Here is an 18,887-nt window from a genome sequence, read left to right as displayed (position 1 = left end):
TCTAAAAATAACAATCTTAGACCGCTCCTTTGGAGCGGTTTTTTTAATTTTATGTTTCTAAAATAAATCGGAATGAAAAATTTCAGAAATGCAGTTACGGTAATAATGCTGTCAGCAGCTCCGGCTCTTATGTTTTCGCAGGTAAAACCTTTAGATGCTGTATTGTCGGAATACAAATATCCCTATAAAGTTCATTATCTCGATCTGAAATCCCAGAATAATGACCTGAAAATGGCGTATATGGATGTACAGCCTCAAAAAGCCAACGGAAAAACAATTATGCTTCTTCATGGAAAGAATTTTAATGGAGCATATTGGGAAAGAACGGCTAAAGACCTTTCGGGTAAAGGATTCAGAGTGATTATTCCCGATCAGATAGGATTTGGAAAATCTTCAAAACCTCAGAATTATCAGTTTTCCTTTTCACAGCTTGCAGAAAATACAAAAGCCATTCTGGATCAGCTGAAGATTGAAAAAACAATAGTTTTAGGACATTCTATGGGAGGAATGGTTGCTACGAGATTTACATTGCTTTATCCAGAAAGAGTTCAGAAGCTCATTCTGGAAAACCCTATCGGGCTTGAAGATTATAAAACTTTTGCTTCTTACCAGACCATTGACCAGGCTTATCAGTCAGAATTAAAAAATACAGCGGAAACCTACAAAAATTATCAGCTGAAATTCTATTATGACAACAAATGGAAAGATGAATATCAGCCGTGGCTTGATCTCATTGCCGGATGGACACTGCATAAAGATTATCCTAAGGTAGCATGGGATGCTGCACTGACTACCGATATGATCTATAACCAACCAGTTTGCTATGAATTTAAAAACATTAAAATACCTACGCTCCTCATTATTGGAACAAGAGACAGAACGGCAATCGGGAAAGACAGGGCTCCCAAAGAACTTCAGCCCAAAATGGGGCAGTACCAGGAACTTGGTAAAAAAACACAGCGTGAAATTGCCGGTTCAAAATTAGTAGAGCTTGAAAATGTAGGCCATCTTCCTCATATTGAGGTATATCCTAAGTTTTTTAGTACGTTATATGATTTTATAAGATAATTCTGAATCTGACCTTAAAATAGTAGTTTACTAACAAAACAAATAAGGCTGAAAAAAGGAGTGCCATTCTGGTAACCCCGTATTTTCAGCCATAGAGCCTGTCCGGAATTCAGAATTTCTTTTTGTTGATTTCTGCTTTATCCATAGGTGTTTTTAAATTATCCGGCTTATAAAAAATCTTTGATTTTTTCCTTAACTGATCTTATCCCTTAATAAATCTTAATGTTTCAAATAAAATTTATCTTTTAGTTCATAACTTACTTTTTCCCACGGAGCAGATAAAATGATACAAGTCCGATTCCTGAAAAAAGAAGACATGAAATCCCCAGATTCTGAATATAACCGATGCTTATTAATCCCAGTCCAATAAGGATATAATAAATCAATCCGAGCAAAGCACCCGCACTTCCGGCTTCATTCTTATATCTGATCAGAGCGGTACTCAGAATATTAGGAATAGCTATACTGAATGCCATCACAATAAAGCAGAAAGGAATCAGAAAAAACATTCCCCGGCCGAAGACCCATACAAAGACTGAAGCAGTAAATGAGATCCATACACCTGTTTTTACCAGCGTTTCAGAAGATATACTTCTCAATAACAAATATCTGTTAAGCTGTGCACCGATAAAAGTCCCGATTGCTAAAATAAAACTACTGTATCCAAAATCATAAGAACTAAGCTGGTTTTCTTTGAAAATAAACGGAGCCAGTGAATAATAGGAAAATAAAAGGACATTAAAACTCATAATCAGCAGACAGCTTCTGATAATTTCGGGATCCCTGAGCATGCGTTTCAGCAAATGAATCAATGTTCCTGAATTGATTTGCTTTTTTACCTGAATGGTTTCTGATATTTTGTTTTTTGAAAGAATCCAAAACAGAACGGCAAGTAAAGCCAGTGTAATAAATACTCCCTGATACCCTGAGAATGAAGCCAGCACAGAACCGGAGACCATCCCGATCACAGGGCTTACCGACAAGCCAATTCCAATCCAGGAAAATACTTTACTGATGCTGTTTTTATCATACAGATCCCTTAAAATGGTCTGGGCAATAATAGAACCTACAGAAATTCCAAAAGCAGAAACAACTCTGGCAGCAAGCATGAGGGTGAAATCAGTTGCTAAAAGTGCAGCCAGTGCCCCGATACCATAAGTGATCAGTCCATATTCCAGTGCTTTCTTTCGCCCGATACGGTCACTCTGGATTCCCCAAAAAGCTACTCCTAATGCGAAAGATATAAAATACAGACTTATCGTCAATGCTGCAGATTCCTCACGAATGGAAAAATGTTCCTGTATCATAGGAAGTACAGGGCTGTAAATGGTTTCTACAAACTGGGGAAGCATCACCAAAAGAGTAAGCAGCCACAGTGGATTAGTCTTTTTCATTTTTTTCTGCAAAGTTTTGAAAAATTGAACGTATATTTATAATGATATAAATACAAAAAACATCGAAAATAAGACATGGCTATACTCCAGCAGAATGAAGAATTTAATCCCGACAATATTGCTGAAAAAGTGATAGGCATAGCATCCGATATGGTGATGCATGATTCTGGTTTTCATTTCCATCAGACCAAAGCTCAGCTTCTGTATGCTCCTTCGGGGTGTATGACGGTTACAACCTCTGAGAAGCAGTTGGTTCTGCCGCCTTTCAGAATGCTCTGGATTCCTGCAAAAGAAGTTCATAGAGTCAACTTTCGGAATGTTGTAGCGTACAGATCTATCTATTTTGATGAAGATTATGCCGGGAAACATATGAAGGCGGATCTTAAAGTATTGCAGGTAAATCCTTTACTAAAAGAAATTATCGAAAGAATCTGCTTTTGGAAATGGACTGTGCTAAGTCAGCATCAGGAAAATATTCTGAAAGTATTCTGGAACGAATTAAAAACAGCTCCTGAAGAAAAACTGGATCTAAGAATGCCAATTGACAGGCGTTTTAAAAAAGCAACGGAAGAGTGGACACAAAGAAATTCTGTACCACCCATGTTAAAAAAGCTGACAGAAGAAATAGGAGCTGTAGAAAAAACAATCAGCCGGATCTTTAAAAAAGAAACCGGATTATCTTATCAGGAATGGAGACAGCAATGGCGCTTGCAGAGGTCGATAGAGCTTCTGGTAGAAGGTAATTCAATAGGCGAGGTGTCTTATATTCTGGAATTCTCGTCAGACAGTGCGTTCATTGAATTTTTCAAGAACCATACAGGATCTACACCACTGCAGTATCTGATGAAAAATGAACAGTGAACCGGAATGTATTTCTTGTCTTATGCAAAGTCTGCTAAGAAATATTTTACATAAAATTGTAGTAATCAATGGTATAATTTTATGCATAACTAAAAACAAAATTCCATGAATAATTACACCCATACCATCGAAATCAAAACGACAGCAGATAAAGTATATGGCGCATTGGCATATAACATTTCTCTCTGGTGGACGGAAATGTTTAGCGGCTCATCAGAACAAGCTGATGACCTGTTCACGATAAGATTCGGGGAAAATATTTACAAAACAATGCGGGTGAAAGAATTAGTTCCCAGTTCAAAAGTAGTCTGGTATGTAGAAGATTCGCTGATCAATCTTCCTGAATTAAAGAATCAGACCGAATGGATAGGAACTACCATTATATGGGAAATAGGGCAGGAGAGGAATAGTACTGTAGTTAAGGTTACACATCTTGGTCTTCATCCGGATATTGAATGCTATGAAATATGTTCTGGAGGTTGGCTGCAATTCACCAACAGTCTGAAATTATTTCTGGAAACAGGAAAAGGAAACCCTTATAGAAAATAATTTTTTGCTATTAATTCACCAACCCTACCTGTCAGAATCAGAAATTTTTATTCCGAACTAAAGTCAATACATAGAGCTTATGTTGGTTTAACGCTAAAGGGCGCAATGCTTTTTAGTGCTTATGTTATTAGGGTGCAAGGGCGTTTCACTCAGCAATGGTTTCATAAAATTTTATTGATGTTGAAGATAAATCTGCTCAATCCGCAGAATCTGCGGGAAAATACTGTCCCGGGTCTCCAAATAAAGAACAAAAAAGAAGCTGTTCACATGGTAAACAGCTTCTTTTGTATGTATTGTTGTCTGAATTATTTCTTCTTGTAAGCAGCGTCTTTAATTCTAGCTTTCTTACCTCTAAGATCTCTGAAGTAGTAAATTCTAGATCTTCTAACTCTACCTCTTCTGTCAACTTCAATTTTTTGAAGAGCAGGCATGTTGATTGGGAATACTCTTTCTACTCCTACATCACCACTCATTTTTCTGATGGTAAATGTTTTTGTAGCACCAGTACCTCTTAATTGGATAACGGTACCTTTGAAGAACTGAGTTCTTGTTTTTTGTCCTTCTTTAATTTCGTAATACACAGTAATTGTGTCTCCTGCTTTGAATTCAGGGAAATCTTTTTTAGTAATGTACTGGTCTTGTACGTACTTTAATAAATCCATTATTAATAAAATAAAATGTTAAAGCTAAGCAACTTACACGTTTTTCGTCAGAGGTTAAATAACAGGTTGCAAATGTACAAAATAGTTTTTGAATGTACCAAATAAATTATATGCTAAAAACTATAATTTTTTCACCCTGATTAAGGCTAAAACTTAACAGATCTTTTAAGTTCCCATCAGACTGAGTTTACATACGAGTTCTACTTTTGCCCGAAAATAAAAAGGCTGGAATGCTTTTTTATAATCTGCTGATTTACAAATTGAAACTTAAAAATAATTATCTACAACAAAACCACTATGAAACACTATTTCTTTTTTTTCTGTTTTGCCGTCCAGATGGCATTCGGGCAGGTATTATTTCCGTACCTCCAGAATCCGACGCCGAATTCAATGATCGTGAACTGGAAAACAGCTTCCAATAACGAAACTACAGTAATCTACGGAACTTCTCCCACTACCCTGAATGTTACCGTAACCGGAACAACCAACATTTTTTCAGATACAGGCTATAATAATAACTACTATTATCACACCGCGAAGATTGTCGGTCTTCAGCCCAATACAAAATACTATTATAAAATAAAGACCGGAACCAGTGAGTCGGCGGTGTATAATTTCAGGACACTTCCGCTTCCGGGGCAGCCTGTAACGGCTAATGGAAAAATCCGCTTCCTGATCATGGGAGATAACCAGATTAAAGCTGAGCCAAGATATGACAGTCTTACGCTGAATGCATTCAAAAAGCTGAAAGAAAAATATGGGGTAGATGCAGATCCTTCCGATAACATTGCACTGACGTTCATGGTAGGTGACCAGGTGGATGTAGGAACACTGGATCATTATGAAAATGTACACTTTAAAAAGAACACCAAATTATCACCTTATCTTCCGATTCAGACCACTGTGGGGAATCACGAAACATATGGAACCCTTGGGATGAATTCTTATTACGCCCATTTTTATATTGATGAAATCAAATACAAAAATATCACTTCCGGAAACGAAAACTATTATGCCCAACAGGCCGGAAACGTTTTATTTGTAAGTTTAAGTTCTGAACACACCGGAACAGCCCAGCAGACCTGGCTTTCCCAGATTCTTAATGAAGCCAATAATGATCCTACCGTAGACTGGATTATCTCTTTAAGCCACAGACCTTATCAGGCTGAACAGTATGTTGGGGATATTTCAACCTGGGTAAGAAACAATGCTGTTCCTTTACTGGCGACTTCAGGAAAATACCTGATGCATGTGGGAGCCCACCATCATTTATACCACAGAGGACAGTTGAAAAACACTCCGAACTACCAGATCATTTCCGGCGGAACTGCATGGGACCAGTATTGGGGAATGTCTAATGAACAGGACTTTGATGATGTTCAGAAAACCCTTACAGACTGGACGTACCAGATCGTAGAAGTAGATATACCAACCGGAAAAGTAGATGTGGAATGCTACTCAATCGGGGGAATTTACAACAGAAAATACAATGAACTGGTGGATACTTTCCACCGTTATAAAAACCAGCCGCAGCCTGCAAAACCGTCCGTTGCCAATACTTTCTCAGGTCCTGTCACTTTACCTTTGACACTGGATGGAAGCGCTTTTGTCTCAAACAACGGAGAACAGCTGAATACAACACAATTCCTTATCAGTAAAGCACCGGATTTTTCAGTCATTGAAAAAGAAGTGTACCGCGATTATGAAAACTGGTTTGGAAAAGACGGGAACGGAACCCCGGATAAAACAAAAAACCTGAATGCCGGAGTAGATATTACCAAAGTGACCCTTCCTGCCAATTCCATTTCCAACGGAACCTATTATGTAAAGGTACGTTACAGAGATAGGAATCTAGAGTGGAGTGACTGGAGTGAAGTAAAGCAGTTTGAGATCACAGGAAGTGTAGTATCGAATCCTACATTTACTTTAGATAAAACAGAATACACACAAAACGAACCGATTACAGGAACGTATACCGGAGGTCCCGGAAACCAGCAGGATTGGGTGGGAATCTATAAAAAAGGACAAACTCCGTCAACAACAACTTCTCAGGGATTTGTATATACGAATGGCCAGACGGCGGGAACAGCTTTATTCAGCAACGGCCTTCCGAATAAAGGACAGTATTTCGCAGGTTTCTTTGCCAATAACGGGTACACGGAAATCACGCCGAGAAAGAACTTTTATGTAGGCCCGAAAGTACAGCTTCAGACAACTGCCGACACTTATCCGGTAGGAGGAACAGTAGTGATCAATTTCAGTAACGGACCAAACCTCGTAAAAGACTGGATCGGAATCTACAAAATGGGCCAGACCCCAGGAACCAATACTTCCATCAAATGGAGCTACGTAACCACGCCATCAGGAACACTGAATTTTACAGGCCTTCCTAAAGGATATTACTATGCCCAATATCTGCTTGAAGACGGATATACCGGAATTGGTGATAAAGTGTTCTTTAAAGTAGGGGATATCGTTACAGAATTATGGATCAATAAACCGGTTTATACATTAGGGGAGAATATTACCGCTTCATGGACAGATTCTCCGGGAATCATCAAAGACTGGCTGGGAATCTATCCACAGAATATCCAGACCCCGGATGATAACTTTGTTTCGTATACCTATTTTGACGGGATTACTCAGGGAACAAAATCAATTCAGGGAACAGCGGTTCCTGCCACACCGGGGAATTACTATATGGTGATGTTCACCAATGATTCCTACACCGAAGTTTCCAACAGAGTACAGTTCCAGGTAACCTCACCAACACTGGGAATAGAAGAAGCTAAGGCTACCGAAAAGAACGTCGTTCTATACCCGAATCCAACCAAACCAGGAGAGCCTACTTTCATCAAAAGTGATTACCCGATTGAGAAAATCGAACTGGTATCCGCTTCAGGAGAACTCTTGTATGAATCGAAAAATATAAACAATCAGCGTTTTTCTCTGGTGAATGAAAACCTTCCGAAAGGAGTATACTTTGTAAAAGTTCATACCAGAAAATTATTTACGCTAAAGCTTATTGTACAGTAAAATTCAGGTAAATCCTTATAAAAGTAAAGCGGCCGTCTCCACAGACGGCCGCTTTTTTCAAAATTTATCTTTAATAATTACAGATGGTAATTCAAATATGATTTAGAACTCATTCAACAAATCATCCTCATTGAGGTTGGTTTGAAGAGCGCTGTAAGCATCCTGGTCTTCTGCTCCTGCCAGTACTTTGGTATCCTGAATCAGCTTTCCGTCTGCATTGTAAACCTTCAGTAAAATCCATTTTCCGCTGCGTTCCAGTTCTTTCATTCCGGATTCTGTTCTGTATTTCACTTTTCCGCTCTGAAGAACACCTTCTTTCACGGTTGCCTTATTGCCGGGTTTACCTTTTACATACTGCACAATCTGGCCTGTAAAGCCGTCTGTTCCTTCTAAAGGCTGGGTATAGGTATAAATAACAGCTCCTTTTTCATCATATACGGTAGAATCATATCCTGTCTGTTTGGCATTCAGCTTTTTCTCAGATTTTAACCTTTCATCTTCTTTAAATGCTTTGGACAGTGTTACAACCCCATCTTTATAATGATGTTCGCTGTAATCTTCATATACGGTTCCGTTGTAAGGCATTTCATCCTTGTAGGTTACATTACCTTTTAATCTTCCATCCGGATAATAATACTTGATCTCCTGAACAGAATCATCAACAGAAATCTTTTCAGACGAAAGTTTCCCGTTATCATCAAAATTCTTATTAAGAACCACAGAACCATTTTTATAAACATCAATCATGGAAATATGGGAAAGATCATAGTTGAACTGGTAATCTTCACCTTCCCAGGCGGTATACGTATCAGATTCTTTACTGTACTGGTACACAAGGTTGCCTATTTTCTTTCCGGTTTCATCATAGGTTGTTTTATAACCGTCTTTCTTATTTTTCTTTTCCTCCTGAAGGATTTTTCCGTTTTTAGAATAGATAATTCCTTCTTTTACCGTGCCATCACTTTTATATTTCTCGATCTTAGAAACCCTCATCGGATCATAATAGTACTCAACCATGACATTATCAGCGGAGCTTCCTGCATTGCTGGTTCCGATGTGTTTTCCTTTTTCACCGTAATATTTGGTTTCATACTTTCCGCTGCTGTCAGTGGTTACCTCATAACGAATTCCTTTAATGTCTTCATCGTAAACAATCGTTTTAAAGTTTTCCGCACTTTCGTATACCGTAATACTGTTGTAGTAAGAAAAGTTTTCCGGATCCTTGTAGCTGTATATTTTTCCTTTAAAAGTTCCGTCAGCCTTATAAACAAGGTCTTCAGTAGGTCTTCCTTTTTCATCAAACGTCTGGGCAGGTCCTACCTGTTTTCCTCCGGAGAATGTACCCATGCTTGCAATTTTACCCTCTGGAGTATACCAGGTTACCTTACCTTCAAAAACCTCACTGCCCGGGGTAGTGTTTGAAGCCAGGCCTTCCATCTGAAGCTTTCCGTCTTTGTAAAAATCTTTGATTAAAGTGAGCTTGCCTTTGGATTGAGTTTCACGGTAAAACTCCATATTTTCCTGATTAGTCTGTTCCCAGTTTTCATCAAAATACGTTTTTTCCTGGGCGTATACATTAAAGCCGAGTACAAATACAAACAGCGCCGAGGTCAATAATTTTTTCATGTTTTTATTAAAATTTAAATGATTTTGAATGGTGTATAAGGCTGGGTTCTGAACAGTATGGAAATACTGCTGAAATACAAGATGAAAACAGCTGTTAACTGTTACAGAATAACCTTTTTACATAGAAGTTGTGTTGAGTTAAATGATACCTGAAATCACAATACAAATCATGACTCTAGGGTTTGAAGCCCCAAATATAAATCAATTTAATGAGAAATAGATGTTGAACGGACAGATTTGTTCATTTATGTTATATAACGTATTGAATATTATTATTTTAAATTTTAGATTCAAAATAGAAGAAAAACCGACTAATTCCGGCCACCGGATATCCGGGAAAATTTTATTAAATTTAGCCAACAGAAAATCTAATATTTCATGATAGATAAAAGAGTACAAAATGCGAAAGAGGCCATCGAAGGAATTAAGGATGGAATGACCCTGATGCTGGGCGGATTTGGTCTTTGCGGTATCCCTGAAAACTCAATTAATGCTTTGGTAGAAAGCGATGTGAAAGATCTTACCTGTATTTCGAATAATGCCGGAGTAGATGATTTCGGGCTTGGTTTACTTCTTCACAAAAGACAGATTAAAAAAATGATCTCTTCTTATGTAGGGGAAAATGCAGAATTTGAAAGACAGATGCTTTCAGGTGAACTGGAGGTAGAACTTACTCCACAGGGAACTTTAGCCGAAAAATGCAGAGCGGCACAGGCAGGAATTCCCGCTTTCTATACCCCTGCAGGCTATGGAACAGAAGTAGCAGAAGGAAAAGAAGTAAAAGAATTCAACGGAAAACCTCACATCCTTGAACATGCCTATAAAGCAGATTTTTCTATCGTAAAAGCATGGAAAGGTGATCATGCCGGAAACCTTATCTTCAAAGGTTCAGCCAGAAACTTCAACCACCCGATGGCCGGAGCAGCAAAAATTACCATTGCTGAAGTGGAAGAACTGGTAGCACCGGGAGAACTGGATCCGAACGAGATACATATTCCGGGAATTATGATCCAGAGAATTTTCCAGGGCGAAAAATTTGAAAAAAGAATTGAACAGAGAACGGTGAGAAGTAAAGAATAATTTCTGACCACACCATGATTATAAAAAAACAAAGCGCTGAACCTACATTCAGCGCTTTATTTATGCTTGTGGGGCAATCATTTTCCGTTCCCCGATCTGTTGTCGCCACATGGCGTAATACAATCCTTTTTCGGCAATCAGATTATCGTGGGATCCGGTTTCGATCACCTGGCCGCGCTCAAGCACATAGATTTTGTCTGCATGCATGATTGTACTTAAACGGTGGGCGATAAGAACGGTAATCTGTTCCCTTTCTTTTGATATGTTTTTAATAGTAGATGTAATCTCTTCCTCTGTGATACTGTCCAAAGCGGAAGTCGCTTCATCAAAGATTAACAGATGAGGTTTCCTTAAAAGGGCCCTTGCAATGGCAATTCTTTGTTTTTCGCCGCCACTCAGCTTCAGTCCGCCTTCTCCGATTACTGTTTCAATACCTTTTTCTGCTCTTTCCAATAACGCAGTACAGCTTGATTTTTCCAGAGCGGCTGCCAATTCTGATTCCGTAGCCTTAGGATTTACAAAAAGAAGGTTTTCCTTAATGGTTCCCGCAAAAAGCTGGGTATCCTGGGTTACAAAACCAATCTGGTTTCTGAGTTCATCAAAATCAAATTCCTTTCCGTTAATTGAATTATAAAAAATATTTCCTTCCTGAGGCCTGTAAAGCCCAACCAGCAATTTTACCATCGTACTTTTTCCGGAGCCGCTCGGCCCTACAAAAGCAATGGTTTCTCCATTTTTAACATCAAAAGAAATATTATTTAAAGCTTTGTACTGGGCAGACTGGTGCTTGAATGAAACATGCCTGAATTCCAGTTCCTCAATAGCTCCGATCTGTTTCGGATGAAGTGGCTTTTCTTCCACATCCTTTTTCATTAAACGGTCAAAATTCTGAAGAGAGGCTTCCGCTTCACGGTAAGAAATAATGATATTCCCAATTTCCTGCATCGGTCCGAAAATGAAAAAACCATAAAACATCAACGACAGATACTGGCCTGGAGTTACAATATTTTTGAAAATTAAAAGCAGTAAAGTCAGAGTGATCATCTGCTGAAGGAAATTAACCATCGTTCCCTGAATAAAACTTAAAGAACGGATGCTTTTCACCTTTCTCAGCTCAAGCCCAAGAATCTTGTACGTATTGTTATTCAAACGGATAACTTCCTGGTTAGTTAATCCTAAGCTTTTTACAATTTCTATATTTCTAAGGCTTTCTGTGGTACTTCCGGCCAAAGAAGTCGTTTCCGAAACAATATTCTTCTGAATAACCTTTATTCTTTTGCTTAATAAATTGGTAATAAAAGCAATCAGGAAAATTCCGCAGATGTAGACCGGCATAATAGACCAGTGCAGACGGATCGCATATACCGAAACGAAAATAATGCTCACTAAAATTCCAAAGAAAATATTAATAAAATTAGTGATGAATTTTACAGAATCTTCTCTTACTTTCGTTAAAATAGACAGCGTTTCACCGCTTCTCTGATCTTCAAATTCCTGATACGGCAACGCCATGGAATGTTTTAAGCCGTCTGTGAAGATTTTAGCCCCAAACTTTTGGGTAATCACACTTACCACATAATCCTGGAAAGCCTTGGCAATTCTGCTTATCATAGCCGTTCCAATCAGTAATCCTAAAAAATAGAAAGCCCCGTGATAAACGCTGGTTCCGTATAAATATTCGTTCAGGTTTCGAGGTAAAAGCTTTTCCTTATCAAAGAAATTGGGATGGGTGACCAGCCTGTCCAGAATATTCCCTGTAATAGCGGGAGCAAATAAAGAAAAAACCTGATTGATGGTTGCCAACAGCAAAGAAATGATAATCAGCCATTGGTAAGGTTTAAGGTATCTTAAAAGTATTTTCATTCGATTAAATAAAGGTACAAAATTAAAGATATTATTTTTACTAACAGTGTTAATTTTTAAGTGGAATAAAGCCCTTTTGTATTCAGCTGAAAATAATTAAATTGCAGTCTAAGTTTTTACTATGCTTACAAAAGAACAAATTGCCAAAAGAATTTCAAAAGAACTGAAAGATCGCTATTATGTAAACCTGGGAATAGGAATTCCTACTTTGGTTGCCAACTATGTTCCGGAAGGTATTTCCGTAGAATTCCAGAGTGAAAACGGAGTTCTCGGGATGGGGCCTTTCCCTTTCGAAGGTGAAGAAGATGCCGATATCATCAATGCCGGAAAACAAACCATCACTATTTTAGAGGGAGGTTCATTCTTCGATTCTGCATTCAGTTTCGGGATGATCAGAGGCCAGAAGGTGGATTTGACCATTCTTGGGGCGATGGAGGTTTCTGAAAACGGGGATATTGCCAACTGGAAAATCCCTGGAAAAATGGTAAAAGGAATGGGAGGTGCTATGGATCTGGTAGCTTCCGCTGAAAATATCATCGTAGCTATGATGCATGTGAACAAAGCAGGAGAAAGCAAAATCCTTAAAAAATGTACCCTTCCGCTTACCGGAGTGAACTGCGTGAAAAGAGTAGTGACGGAACTGGCGGTTCTGGATGTTACCCCTGCAGGTTTCAAACTGGTAGAAAGAGCACCGGGAGTTTCGGTAGAACATATCATCAATTCCACAGAAGCAGATCTGATTATTGAAGGTGAAATTCCTGAAATGCAGTTTTAGAGGTTCTGAGAAACGATCAATAATTTAATATCAATATAAAGCAGCAAGGATTTTTTCCTGCTGCTTTTTTATGTTCCGGTATTTACCATTAAAAGAAATTACAATGTAAAAAGTGAATTTCTCTTTACAAAGCAGTAACAGGAACTTTATAACAATTATTTTTCATTAAGAATGTGTTGTAATATTAATGCTGTTGCTTTTGCATCGTCTAATGCCCTGTGAAACTTAAAATCTTCTTTTACATTCATTTTTTCTAACACTCTTTCTAATGAAATTCCAGAGGTAGAGATGTTTTTTTTCGCCAGCCAGTAAACACCCAGTGCTCTGATGTCAAAACCTCCACCAACAAAATATTTATTATAATCAAATCCAAATTCCGTAAATTCTTTCCTCAAAAGAGGCAAGTCGTAATACAATCCCCAACCAGCTAAAGTTGATTTATTTTTTTCTCCATACCAATCTAGAAACAGGAGAATTGCTTCATCAAAATACTTTTCATTTTCAACCATTTCATTTGTAATGTTTGTAATGTCCGTGATTTCAGATAGAATTGGAAAATGTTTTGGTTTTATTAAAATTGAGAATTCGCTTTTTATTTCAAAAGTTTTCCTATCTAATTTTACAGCCCCTATTTCTATTATATTAGTTTCATTTATTTCATTTCTTCCAAAAGTTTTGCAACTTCCTTCTAAATCATAAATCACTTGAAAATTTCATACTATAGTTTTTAGGGGGGGGTAAGTTTGCTTGCTACTAATTTGATCAACAATTTTAAAATTCTCAATATTGTTTTCTATGTTGTTATTAAAAACATTCATATTAAGTTTTTACAGATCTTTTTTCAAAGATATATTCTTACTACGCAATCTATTAGCGCATCTAATCGTTTGAAATTTAGAGTTGAAAAGAATAACCAAAAAGATCTGTGGAATTCGAGAGATCTGTGGGAAACTTTTAACTATAGAATTGATCTTAATGGTTTAAATAAAATTAGAAAATCAGCGTCATCTGCTCGATCAGCGAGAATAAGAAATATCCGCAACTGATTCCGGTAAAAACAAAAACCTTGTCCATCGACAAGGTTTTTTTTGATCTGTATTTGTTTCTTATTTCTGATCTTGTGCTCCGAAAACTTTCTGCAAAATGCTTGTAGTTCTCATCGCCGGAGTATTTCTGATACCGCTTTCTTTATCAGCTACCATTTTGAAAACCCCATTAATCGTTTCTGTAGTCACATACTCATTAAGATCAGTCGTTACCGACTGCCCTGTAAATGTATTGTACTTGGAGATCAGGTTTTTCCATACCGTATCAGCGCCTACTTTCCCGAGGGACGCTTTTACCTTAGGCTGAAAAGCTGTGAACAACTGGCTTTGGGTTTTACTCTGAAGATAATTAGTCGCTGCGTTATCACTGCCTAACAAAATATTTTTTGCATCAGTAATCGTCATAGAAGTGATTGCTTTAGTGAAAATTGGAGCAGCTTCTGTTACGGCATCTTCAGCGGCCCTGTTTAAAAGTTTTACGCCTTCATCAGCCAGACTTCCCATTCCTATAGAACGTAAAGTATTGTCTATTTTTCTTAATTTCTCAGGCATTAAAATCTTCACCGCTTCATTCTTTAAGAAACCATCAGTAAGAGCCAGCTTCTTTACACCATCGGTAACCCCCATGCTTAAAGCCTCTTTTAACCCTGATGAAATCTGTGTAGAAGTAAGACTCCCCAGATTCACAGATGAGTTTTTGGTGGGAGTAGTAGCCACTGGAGTTGTTGTTGTGGAATTTTTTGTTTTCGACGGATTTTCAAGATCCACACCTGTTTTATCTTTTACTGTAGATTTAATAATATCGAAGAGTTGTGCCTGCGCAGAAATAGAAAATAATAAACCGGCCGCCAGCAAAATGCTTTTTCTCATTGTATTTTTTTACAAATTTAGATCTTTTATTTTTTGATAAGTTAAATGCAGCTGAAGATTTGGAAAATAATTATCTTAGCGAAAACCTTATCCACATCCAATGGTACGAAATCTTTTATTATTTTTTGTAGTACTTTCAAACGTAATTTTAGCTCAAAATAAATTGAACCTAATTCCTTATCCCCAGAAAATTGAAGTTTTAAAAGGAGAGTTTATTATTCCTGAGACTTTATTATTAAGCGGTGACCTGCCCAAAGAAGAAACGGAATATTTCAAAAAACGTTTGGGTTCTATGATGAAGTTTCAATACGCTCAAAAGGGTAGTGGGACGCATCTGACGAACTCCATCATTCCTCCGGTTTCTGTAACAGATGTCGAAAAGAAAAAAGAATATTACTCTATAGAAATTTCTCCAAAACAGATTCACGTAAATTCTTACTCCCGACAAGGATATTTTCTGGCACTTCAGACTTTAATTCAATTATTTGAAGATCACCAGGCTGACAGGAAAATTCCTGTTTTAAAAATTGAAGATCAGCCAAAGTTTTCATGGCGTGGAATGCACCTGGATGTCTGCCGTCACTTTTTTACGGTAGATGAGGTAAAGCAATACATTGACTATCTGGCAATGTACAAGCTGAATACTTTTCACTGGCATCTAACGGATGATCAGGGCTGGAGAATTGAGATTAAAAAATATCCGAAGCTTACCCAATTAGGGTCAAAACGTAAAGAGTCCATGATCGGGGCTTATGTAGATAATACATTTGACGGAAAACCATACGGGCCGTTTTTCTATACTCAGGAACAGATTAAAGACGTTGTGAAATATGCACAGCAAAGACATATCACCGTAGTTCCGGAAATTGAAATGCCGGGACACGCTCTTGCCGCCCTTACTGCATATCCAGAATTAGCGTGTACCAAAGGCCCTTTTGAACCGGCTACGAAATGGGGCGTATTTGATGATGTTTTCTGTCCCAAAGAAGAGACATTCACGTTTCTTGAGAATGTTCTGGATGAAGTGATGAAGCTTTTCCCGTCACAATACATTCACATCGGGGGTGATGAATGCCCGAAAACAAGATGGAAAGAATGTGCCCACTGCCAGGAACTGATTAAGAAAAATAATTTAAAGGACGAACATGGTCTTCAGAGCTATTTCATTCATAGAATTGAAAAATATGTGAACAGTAAAGGAAGAAAAATCATTGGCTGGGATGAAATTTTAGAAGGTGGTCTGGCTCCAAATGCTGCCGTAATGAGCTGGACAGGCGTAAACGGAGGCATTGAAGCCGCAAAATCAGGACATTTCGCGGTAATGACACCAGGAGCCTATTGCTATTTTGATCATTATCAGGGCGATCCACAGTCGGAACCCAATGCTTTCGGCGGATTTACCCCACTGGACAAGATCTATTCCTACAACCCCATTCCTTCTGAGCTGAATGCTGAACAGGCCAAATACATCATGGGAGTACAGGCTAATCTGTGGACTGAATATATTACTGATTTCAGACAGGTGCAGTATATGATTTTCCCAAGACTGATGGCACTTTCCGAGGTTAGTTGGGGTACATCGGACCCAAAAAACTATAAAGAATTTGAAAACCGGGTGATTGATCAGTTTAAAGTTCTGGATAAAATGAAAGTGAACTATGCCAGAAGCATCTACAACCTTTCAGGAAAAGTAATTCCTTCTAGTAATGGTATTGCTTACGAACTGTCGACTTCACAAAACTCAGACGGAATCCGCTATACTTTAGACGGAACAGATCCGTCGATAAATTCTAAAACTTATCAGGGGCCTGTTTCAATTCCGGGTTCTTTAACCATTAAATCAGCTTATTTTGAAGATGGCAAGCTGAAAAGTGCAGTTTCATCACAGCAGTTTACCATCTCAAAAGCAACGGGAAAAAATATAACCCTTGAGCAGCAGCCAAGTGAGAATTATTCTTTCGGAGGAGCCTTTACTTTGGTGGACGGAATTATCGGAAACACCAGACAGTTGGGCAAAACATGGCTTGGATTCCAGGGAAAAGATGTTACCGCAGTAATTGATTTCGGACAGAAAACCAACTTTTCAGAAGTTTATTTCAATACTTTAGAAAACAAGGGAAGCTGGATCCACCTGGCCAATTCCGCACAGATTTTCGTTTCCGATGATAACCGGAATTTCAAAACGATCAAAGAGATTGGTAAAGAAGAAATTCAGAAAGCCAAAGGGAAAATTAAATTGGGAGTCGGCAGTCAGAATTCAAGATACATCAAAGTTAAAATAGAAAACGCAGGAATCATTCCATCCGGAAATCCCGGTGCCGATTCCAAAGCCTGGCTGTTTGTTGACGAAATTGGCGTAAATTAGCCGTAAAAGCACTAAAAAATGCAGGAGTCTGTACTTTCGTCCGAATTTTCCTCTTCACCGGAGCTTGTAGAAAAGCTTTATCAGAACGGTATCACCAAACATTATCATGAAGGGGATATTATTCTAGATGAGAATGCTTCTATCCGTTCCATTCCAATCGTGATGAAAGGAATGATGAAAGTGATCAGAACAGAAGAGGATGGGCGCGAGATCCTGCTGTACTATATCAAATCCGGAGAAAGCTGTATCATGTCTTTCCTCGGCGGAATGCATAATGAAAAAAGCGTTGTAAAAGCAGAAGTGGAAGAAGATTCCGAAATTCTTTTCCTGCCGGTAGATAAAGTTTCATTATTCATCAAAGAACATCCGGAATGGCTGGATTATATTTTCAGGCTTTATCATAAACGTTTTGAAGAACTGCTGGATATTATCAATGCCATTGCTTTTAAAAAAGTAGACGAAAGACTGCTCGATCTGTTGAATAAAAAAGCAGAACTTACCCAATCCCAAACCATCACCACGACCCATGAACAGCTTGCCAATGAACTGGGAACCGCCAGGGTAGTCGTCTCAAGGCTCCTCAAACAGCTGGAAGACGCAGGTAGAGTAAAGCTTGGCAGAAATAAAATTATTCTTCTTTCATAAAAATAAGACTTTCCCTCTCAAATTTTTACCTTGAAGTTTTCCAAAGATAGACACGAATTTCACAGATTTTTTGCTGTTTTCTCTGGCGAATCAGGCAGATTGAGCAGATTTAAAACTTTTGTGGTTAATTAAATCCGTTATGTAACAAAAGTAGCTGTACTCCTCGCAAAATAATTCCACTTTTGCCCCGTAATTATTGATTGAAATGGAAATTATAGGCTACACATCAGCAGTTTTAATAGGAATTTCTCTGGGGTTAATAGGTGGGGGAGGCAGTATTCTCACGGTTCCGGTTCTGGTTTACCTTTTTGGATTGGATGCTTTTCTGGCAGCAGAATATTCACTTTTTATCGTAGGAATAAGCAGTGCCGCTGGATCTCTGGCTTATCTTAAGAATGGGCAGGTTGATCTTAAAACAGCAGTGGTTTTTGGAATTCCTTCCATTATCTCCATTTTTCTTACCAGGATTTATATTGTGCCTTTGATTCCGGCGGAGGTTTTAAGAGCAGGAGATTTTGCTTTAACAAGAAACACTTTTTTATTACTCATTTTTGCCGTTCTGATGATCGTTGCCTCTTATAAAATGATCAGAAAAAATAAAAATGAAAATACAGCTGTTATAAAAGAAAATATTATTCTGGCAGCAGGAGAAGGGGCTCTTATCGGGGTCTTAACAGGCCTGGTAGGAGCCGGTGGCGGGTTTATGATTATTCCTGCTTTGGTAGGACTGTTAAAAATACCGATGAAAACGGCAGTAGGAACCTCTTTAGTCATTATTTCTCTGAATTCGTTAATAGGATTTTCCTCATCAGTAGGTAATACCGTAATCGAATGGAAATTTTTAATTTCTATTGCAGGAATTGCCGTTATAGGAATCATCATCGGTTCTTATTTCTCCGGGAAGATTGATGGTAAAAAACTGAAACCTGCATTCGGATGGTTTATTATGGTGATGGGAGTGTATATTATTTTTAAAGAAATCTTCTTTTAAGTTTCTTATGTAACAAAAGTAGCTGTACAGGAAACCGGAAAGCCGGAAATTTGAAT

Annotated in this window: 15 protein-coding genes; 9 read left to right on the top strand and 6 right to left on the bottom strand. The window is 38.2% G+C overall.

Going from position 1 to position 18,887, the window contains the following annotated elements; translation table 11 throughout:
- Window positions 1-72 precede the first annotated feature (72 nt).
- Window positions 73-1,068 carry an alpha/beta fold hydrolase gene (locus J2Y40_RS06505; RefSeq protein WP_409017677.1) on the top strand — a complete coding sequence of 332 codons (996 nt, stop codon included), beginning with the start codon at window positions 73-75 and terminating at the stop codon, window positions 1,066-1,068.
- Between the two features lie 257 nt (window positions 1,069-1,325).
- Here the strand turns inward: J2Y40_RS06505 and J2Y40_RS06500 are convergent, their stop codons facing one another.
- Complete coding sequence (locus J2Y40_RS06500) at window positions 1,326-2,462, bottom strand: multidrug effflux MFS transporter (RefSeq protein ID WP_153399481.1); 1,137 nt, start codon at window positions 2,460-2,462, stop codon at window positions 1,326-1,328.
- Window positions 2,463-2,537: 75 nt separating this feature from the next.
- Between J2Y40_RS06500 and J2Y40_RS06495 the strand changes: the two genes are divergently transcribed.
- Window positions 2,538-3,323: a helix-turn-helix domain-containing protein gene (locus J2Y40_RS06495; RefSeq protein WP_153399483.1), complete on the top strand. Its 786-nt coding sequence runs from the start codon at window positions 2,538-2,540 to the stop codon at window positions 3,321-3,323.
- Window positions 3,324-3,428: 105 nt separating this feature from the next.
- On the top strand, window positions 3,429-3,872 hold the full coding sequence (locus tag J2Y40_RS06490) for an SRPBCC domain-containing protein (RefSeq protein WP_153399484.1): 444 nt from the start codon (window positions 3,429-3,431) through the stop codon (window positions 3,870-3,872).
- 305 nt (window positions 3,873-4,177) lie between these two features.
- Here J2Y40_RS06490 and rplS read toward each other — a convergent pair whose 3' ends face one another.
- Window positions 4,178-4,534, bottom strand: coding sequence for a 50S ribosomal protein L19 (gene rplS / locus J2Y40_RS06485; protein WP_034704964.1), 357 nt, complete (start codon window positions 4,532-4,534; stop codon window positions 4,178-4,180).
- A 297-nt stretch (window positions 4,535-4,831) separates the two neighbouring features.
- On the opposite strand from rplS, the gene J2Y40_RS06480 reads away from it, so the two are divergent.
- Window positions 4,832-7,570, top strand: a complete 2,739-nt coding sequence (locus J2Y40_RS06480; RefSeq protein ID WP_309997875.1) for a fibronectin type III domain-containing protein — start codon at window positions 4,832-4,834, stop codon at window positions 7,568-7,570.
- Window positions 7,571-7,672: 102 nt separating this feature from the next.
- Here J2Y40_RS06480 and J2Y40_RS06475 read toward each other — a convergent pair whose 3' ends face one another.
- Window positions 7,673-9,196: a membrane-binding protein gene (locus J2Y40_RS06475; protein ID WP_153399488.1), complete on the bottom strand. Its 1,524-nt coding sequence runs from the start codon at window positions 9,194-9,196 to the stop codon at window positions 7,673-7,675.
- A gap of 378 nt (window positions 9,197-9,574) precedes the next feature.
- Between J2Y40_RS06475 and J2Y40_RS06470 the strand changes: the two genes are divergently transcribed.
- Window positions 9,575-10,276 (top strand): CoA transferase subunit A, encoded by a 702-nt coding sequence (locus J2Y40_RS06470; RefSeq protein ID WP_153399490.1) that lies wholly within the window; start codon window positions 9,575-9,577, stop codon window positions 10,274-10,276.
- A gap of 60 nt (window positions 10,277-10,336) precedes the next feature.
- On the opposite strand, the gene J2Y40_RS06465 is transcribed toward J2Y40_RS06470, so the two are convergent.
- Window positions 10,337-12,139: an ABC transporter ATP-binding protein gene (locus J2Y40_RS06465; RefSeq protein ID WP_309997872.1), complete on the bottom strand. Its 1,803-nt coding sequence runs from the start codon at window positions 12,137-12,139 to the stop codon at window positions 10,337-10,339.
- Between the two features lie 121 nt (window positions 12,140-12,260).
- On the opposite strand from J2Y40_RS06465, the gene J2Y40_RS06460 reads away from it, so the two are divergent.
- On the top strand, window positions 12,261-12,914 hold the full coding sequence (locus J2Y40_RS06460; RefSeq protein WP_153399494.1) for a CoA transferase subunit B: 654 nt from the start codon (window positions 12,261-12,263) through the stop codon (window positions 12,912-12,914).
- A 155-nt stretch (window positions 12,915-13,069) separates the two neighbouring features.
- Here J2Y40_RS06460 and J2Y40_RS06455 read toward each other — a convergent pair whose 3' ends face one another.
- Together J2Y40_RS06455 and J2Y40_RS06450 are read right to left on the bottom strand one after the other, a co-directional pair.
- Entirely contained in the window at window positions 13,070-13,618 is a 549-nt protein-coding gene (locus J2Y40_RS06455; protein WP_309997870.1) for a 3'-5' exonuclease, read from the bottom strand.
- A gap of 402 nt (window positions 13,619-14,020) precedes the next feature.
- Window positions 14,021-14,830, bottom strand: a complete 810-nt coding sequence (locus tag J2Y40_RS06450; RefSeq protein ID WP_153399498.1) for a DUF4197 domain-containing protein — start codon at window positions 14,828-14,830, stop codon at window positions 14,021-14,023.
- A gap of 100 nt (window positions 14,831-14,930) precedes the next feature.
- On the opposite strand from J2Y40_RS06450, the gene J2Y40_RS06445 reads away from it, so the two are divergent.
- The 3 genes from J2Y40_RS06445 (at window position 14,931) to J2Y40_RS06435 (ending at window position 18,831) form a co-directional block, all read left to right on the top strand.
- Window positions 14,931-17,195, top strand: coding sequence for a family 20 glycosylhydrolase (locus J2Y40_RS06445; RefSeq protein WP_309997868.1), 2,265 nt, complete (start codon window positions 14,931-14,933; stop codon window positions 17,193-17,195).
- A gap of 18 nt (window positions 17,196-17,213) precedes the next feature.
- On the top strand, window positions 17,214-17,840 hold the full coding sequence (locus tag J2Y40_RS06440; protein ID WP_153399501.1) for a Crp/Fnr family transcriptional regulator: 627 nt from the start codon (window positions 17,214-17,216) through the stop codon (window positions 17,838-17,840).
- Between the two features lie 205 nt (window positions 17,841-18,045).
- Window positions 18,046-18,831, top strand: coding sequence for a sulfite exporter TauE/SafE family protein (locus J2Y40_RS06435; protein ID WP_309997865.1), 786 nt, complete (start codon window positions 18,046-18,048; stop codon window positions 18,829-18,831).
- The last annotated feature ends 56 nt before the right edge of the window (window positions 18,832-18,887 follow it).

The sequence above is a fragment of the Chryseobacterium sp. 2987 genome, from assembly GCF_031456375.1.
GTDB lineage: Bacteria > Bacteroidota > Bacteroidia > Flavobacteriales > Weeksellaceae > Chryseobacterium > Chryseobacterium vaccae.
The sequence above is the reverse complement of the archived record's forward strand: the minus strand, read 5'-3'. Positions and strand labels throughout refer to the sequence as shown.

What these genes read in the sequence shown, in the direction of transcription:
- J2Y40_RS06505 (WP_409017677.1), top strand. Translation starts at nt 73, where the DNA reads ATGAAAAATTTCAGAAATGCAGTTACGGTAATAATGCTGTCAGCAGCT.
- J2Y40_RS06500 (WP_153399481.1), bottom strand. Translation starts at nt 2,462, where the DNA reads ATGAAAAAGACTAATCCACTGTGGCTGCTTACTCTTTTGGTGATGCTT.
- J2Y40_RS06495 (WP_153399483.1), top strand. Translation starts at nt 2,538, where the DNA reads ATGGCTATACTCCAGCAGAATGAAGAATTTAATCCCGACAATATTGCT.
- J2Y40_RS06490 (WP_153399484.1), top strand. Translation starts at nt 3,429, where the DNA reads ATGAATAATTACACCCATACCATCGAAATCAAAACGACAGCAGATAAA.
- rplS (WP_034704964.1), bottom strand. Translation starts at nt 4,534, where the DNA reads ATGGATTTATTAAAGTACGTACAAGACCAGTACATTACTAAAAAAGAT.
- J2Y40_RS06480 (WP_309997875.1), top strand. Translation starts at nt 4,832, where the DNA reads ATGAAACACTATTTCTTTTTTTTCTGTTTTGCCGTCCAGATGGCATTC.
- J2Y40_RS06475 (WP_153399488.1), bottom strand. Translation starts at nt 9,196, where the DNA reads ATGAAAAAATTATTGACCTCGGCGCTGTTTGTATTTGTACTCGGCTTT.
- J2Y40_RS06470 (WP_153399490.1), top strand. Translation starts at nt 9,575, where the DNA reads ATGATAGATAAAAGAGTACAAAATGCGAAAGAGGCCATCGAAGGAATT.
- J2Y40_RS06465 (WP_309997872.1), bottom strand. Translation starts at nt 12,139, where the DNA reads ATGAAAATACTTTTAAGATACCTTAAACCTTACCAATGGCTGATTATC.
- J2Y40_RS06460 (WP_153399494.1), top strand. Translation starts at nt 12,261, where the DNA reads ATGCTTACAAAAGAACAAATTGCCAAAAGAATTTCAAAAGAACTGAAA.
- J2Y40_RS06450 (WP_153399498.1), bottom strand. Translation starts at nt 14,830, where the DNA reads ATGAGAAAAAGCATTTTGCTGGCGGCCGGTTTATTATTTTCTATTTCT.
- J2Y40_RS06445 (WP_309997868.1), top strand. Translation starts at nt 14,931, where the DNA reads ATGGTACGAAATCTTTTATTATTTTTTGTAGTACTTTCAAACGTAATT.
- J2Y40_RS06440 (WP_153399501.1), top strand. Translation starts at nt 17,214, where the DNA reads ATGCAGGAGTCTGTACTTTCGTCCGAATTTTCCTCTTCACCGGAGCTT.
- J2Y40_RS06435 (WP_309997865.1), top strand. Translation starts at nt 18,046, where the DNA reads ATGGAAATTATAGGCTACACATCAGCAGTTTTAATAGGAATTTCTCTG.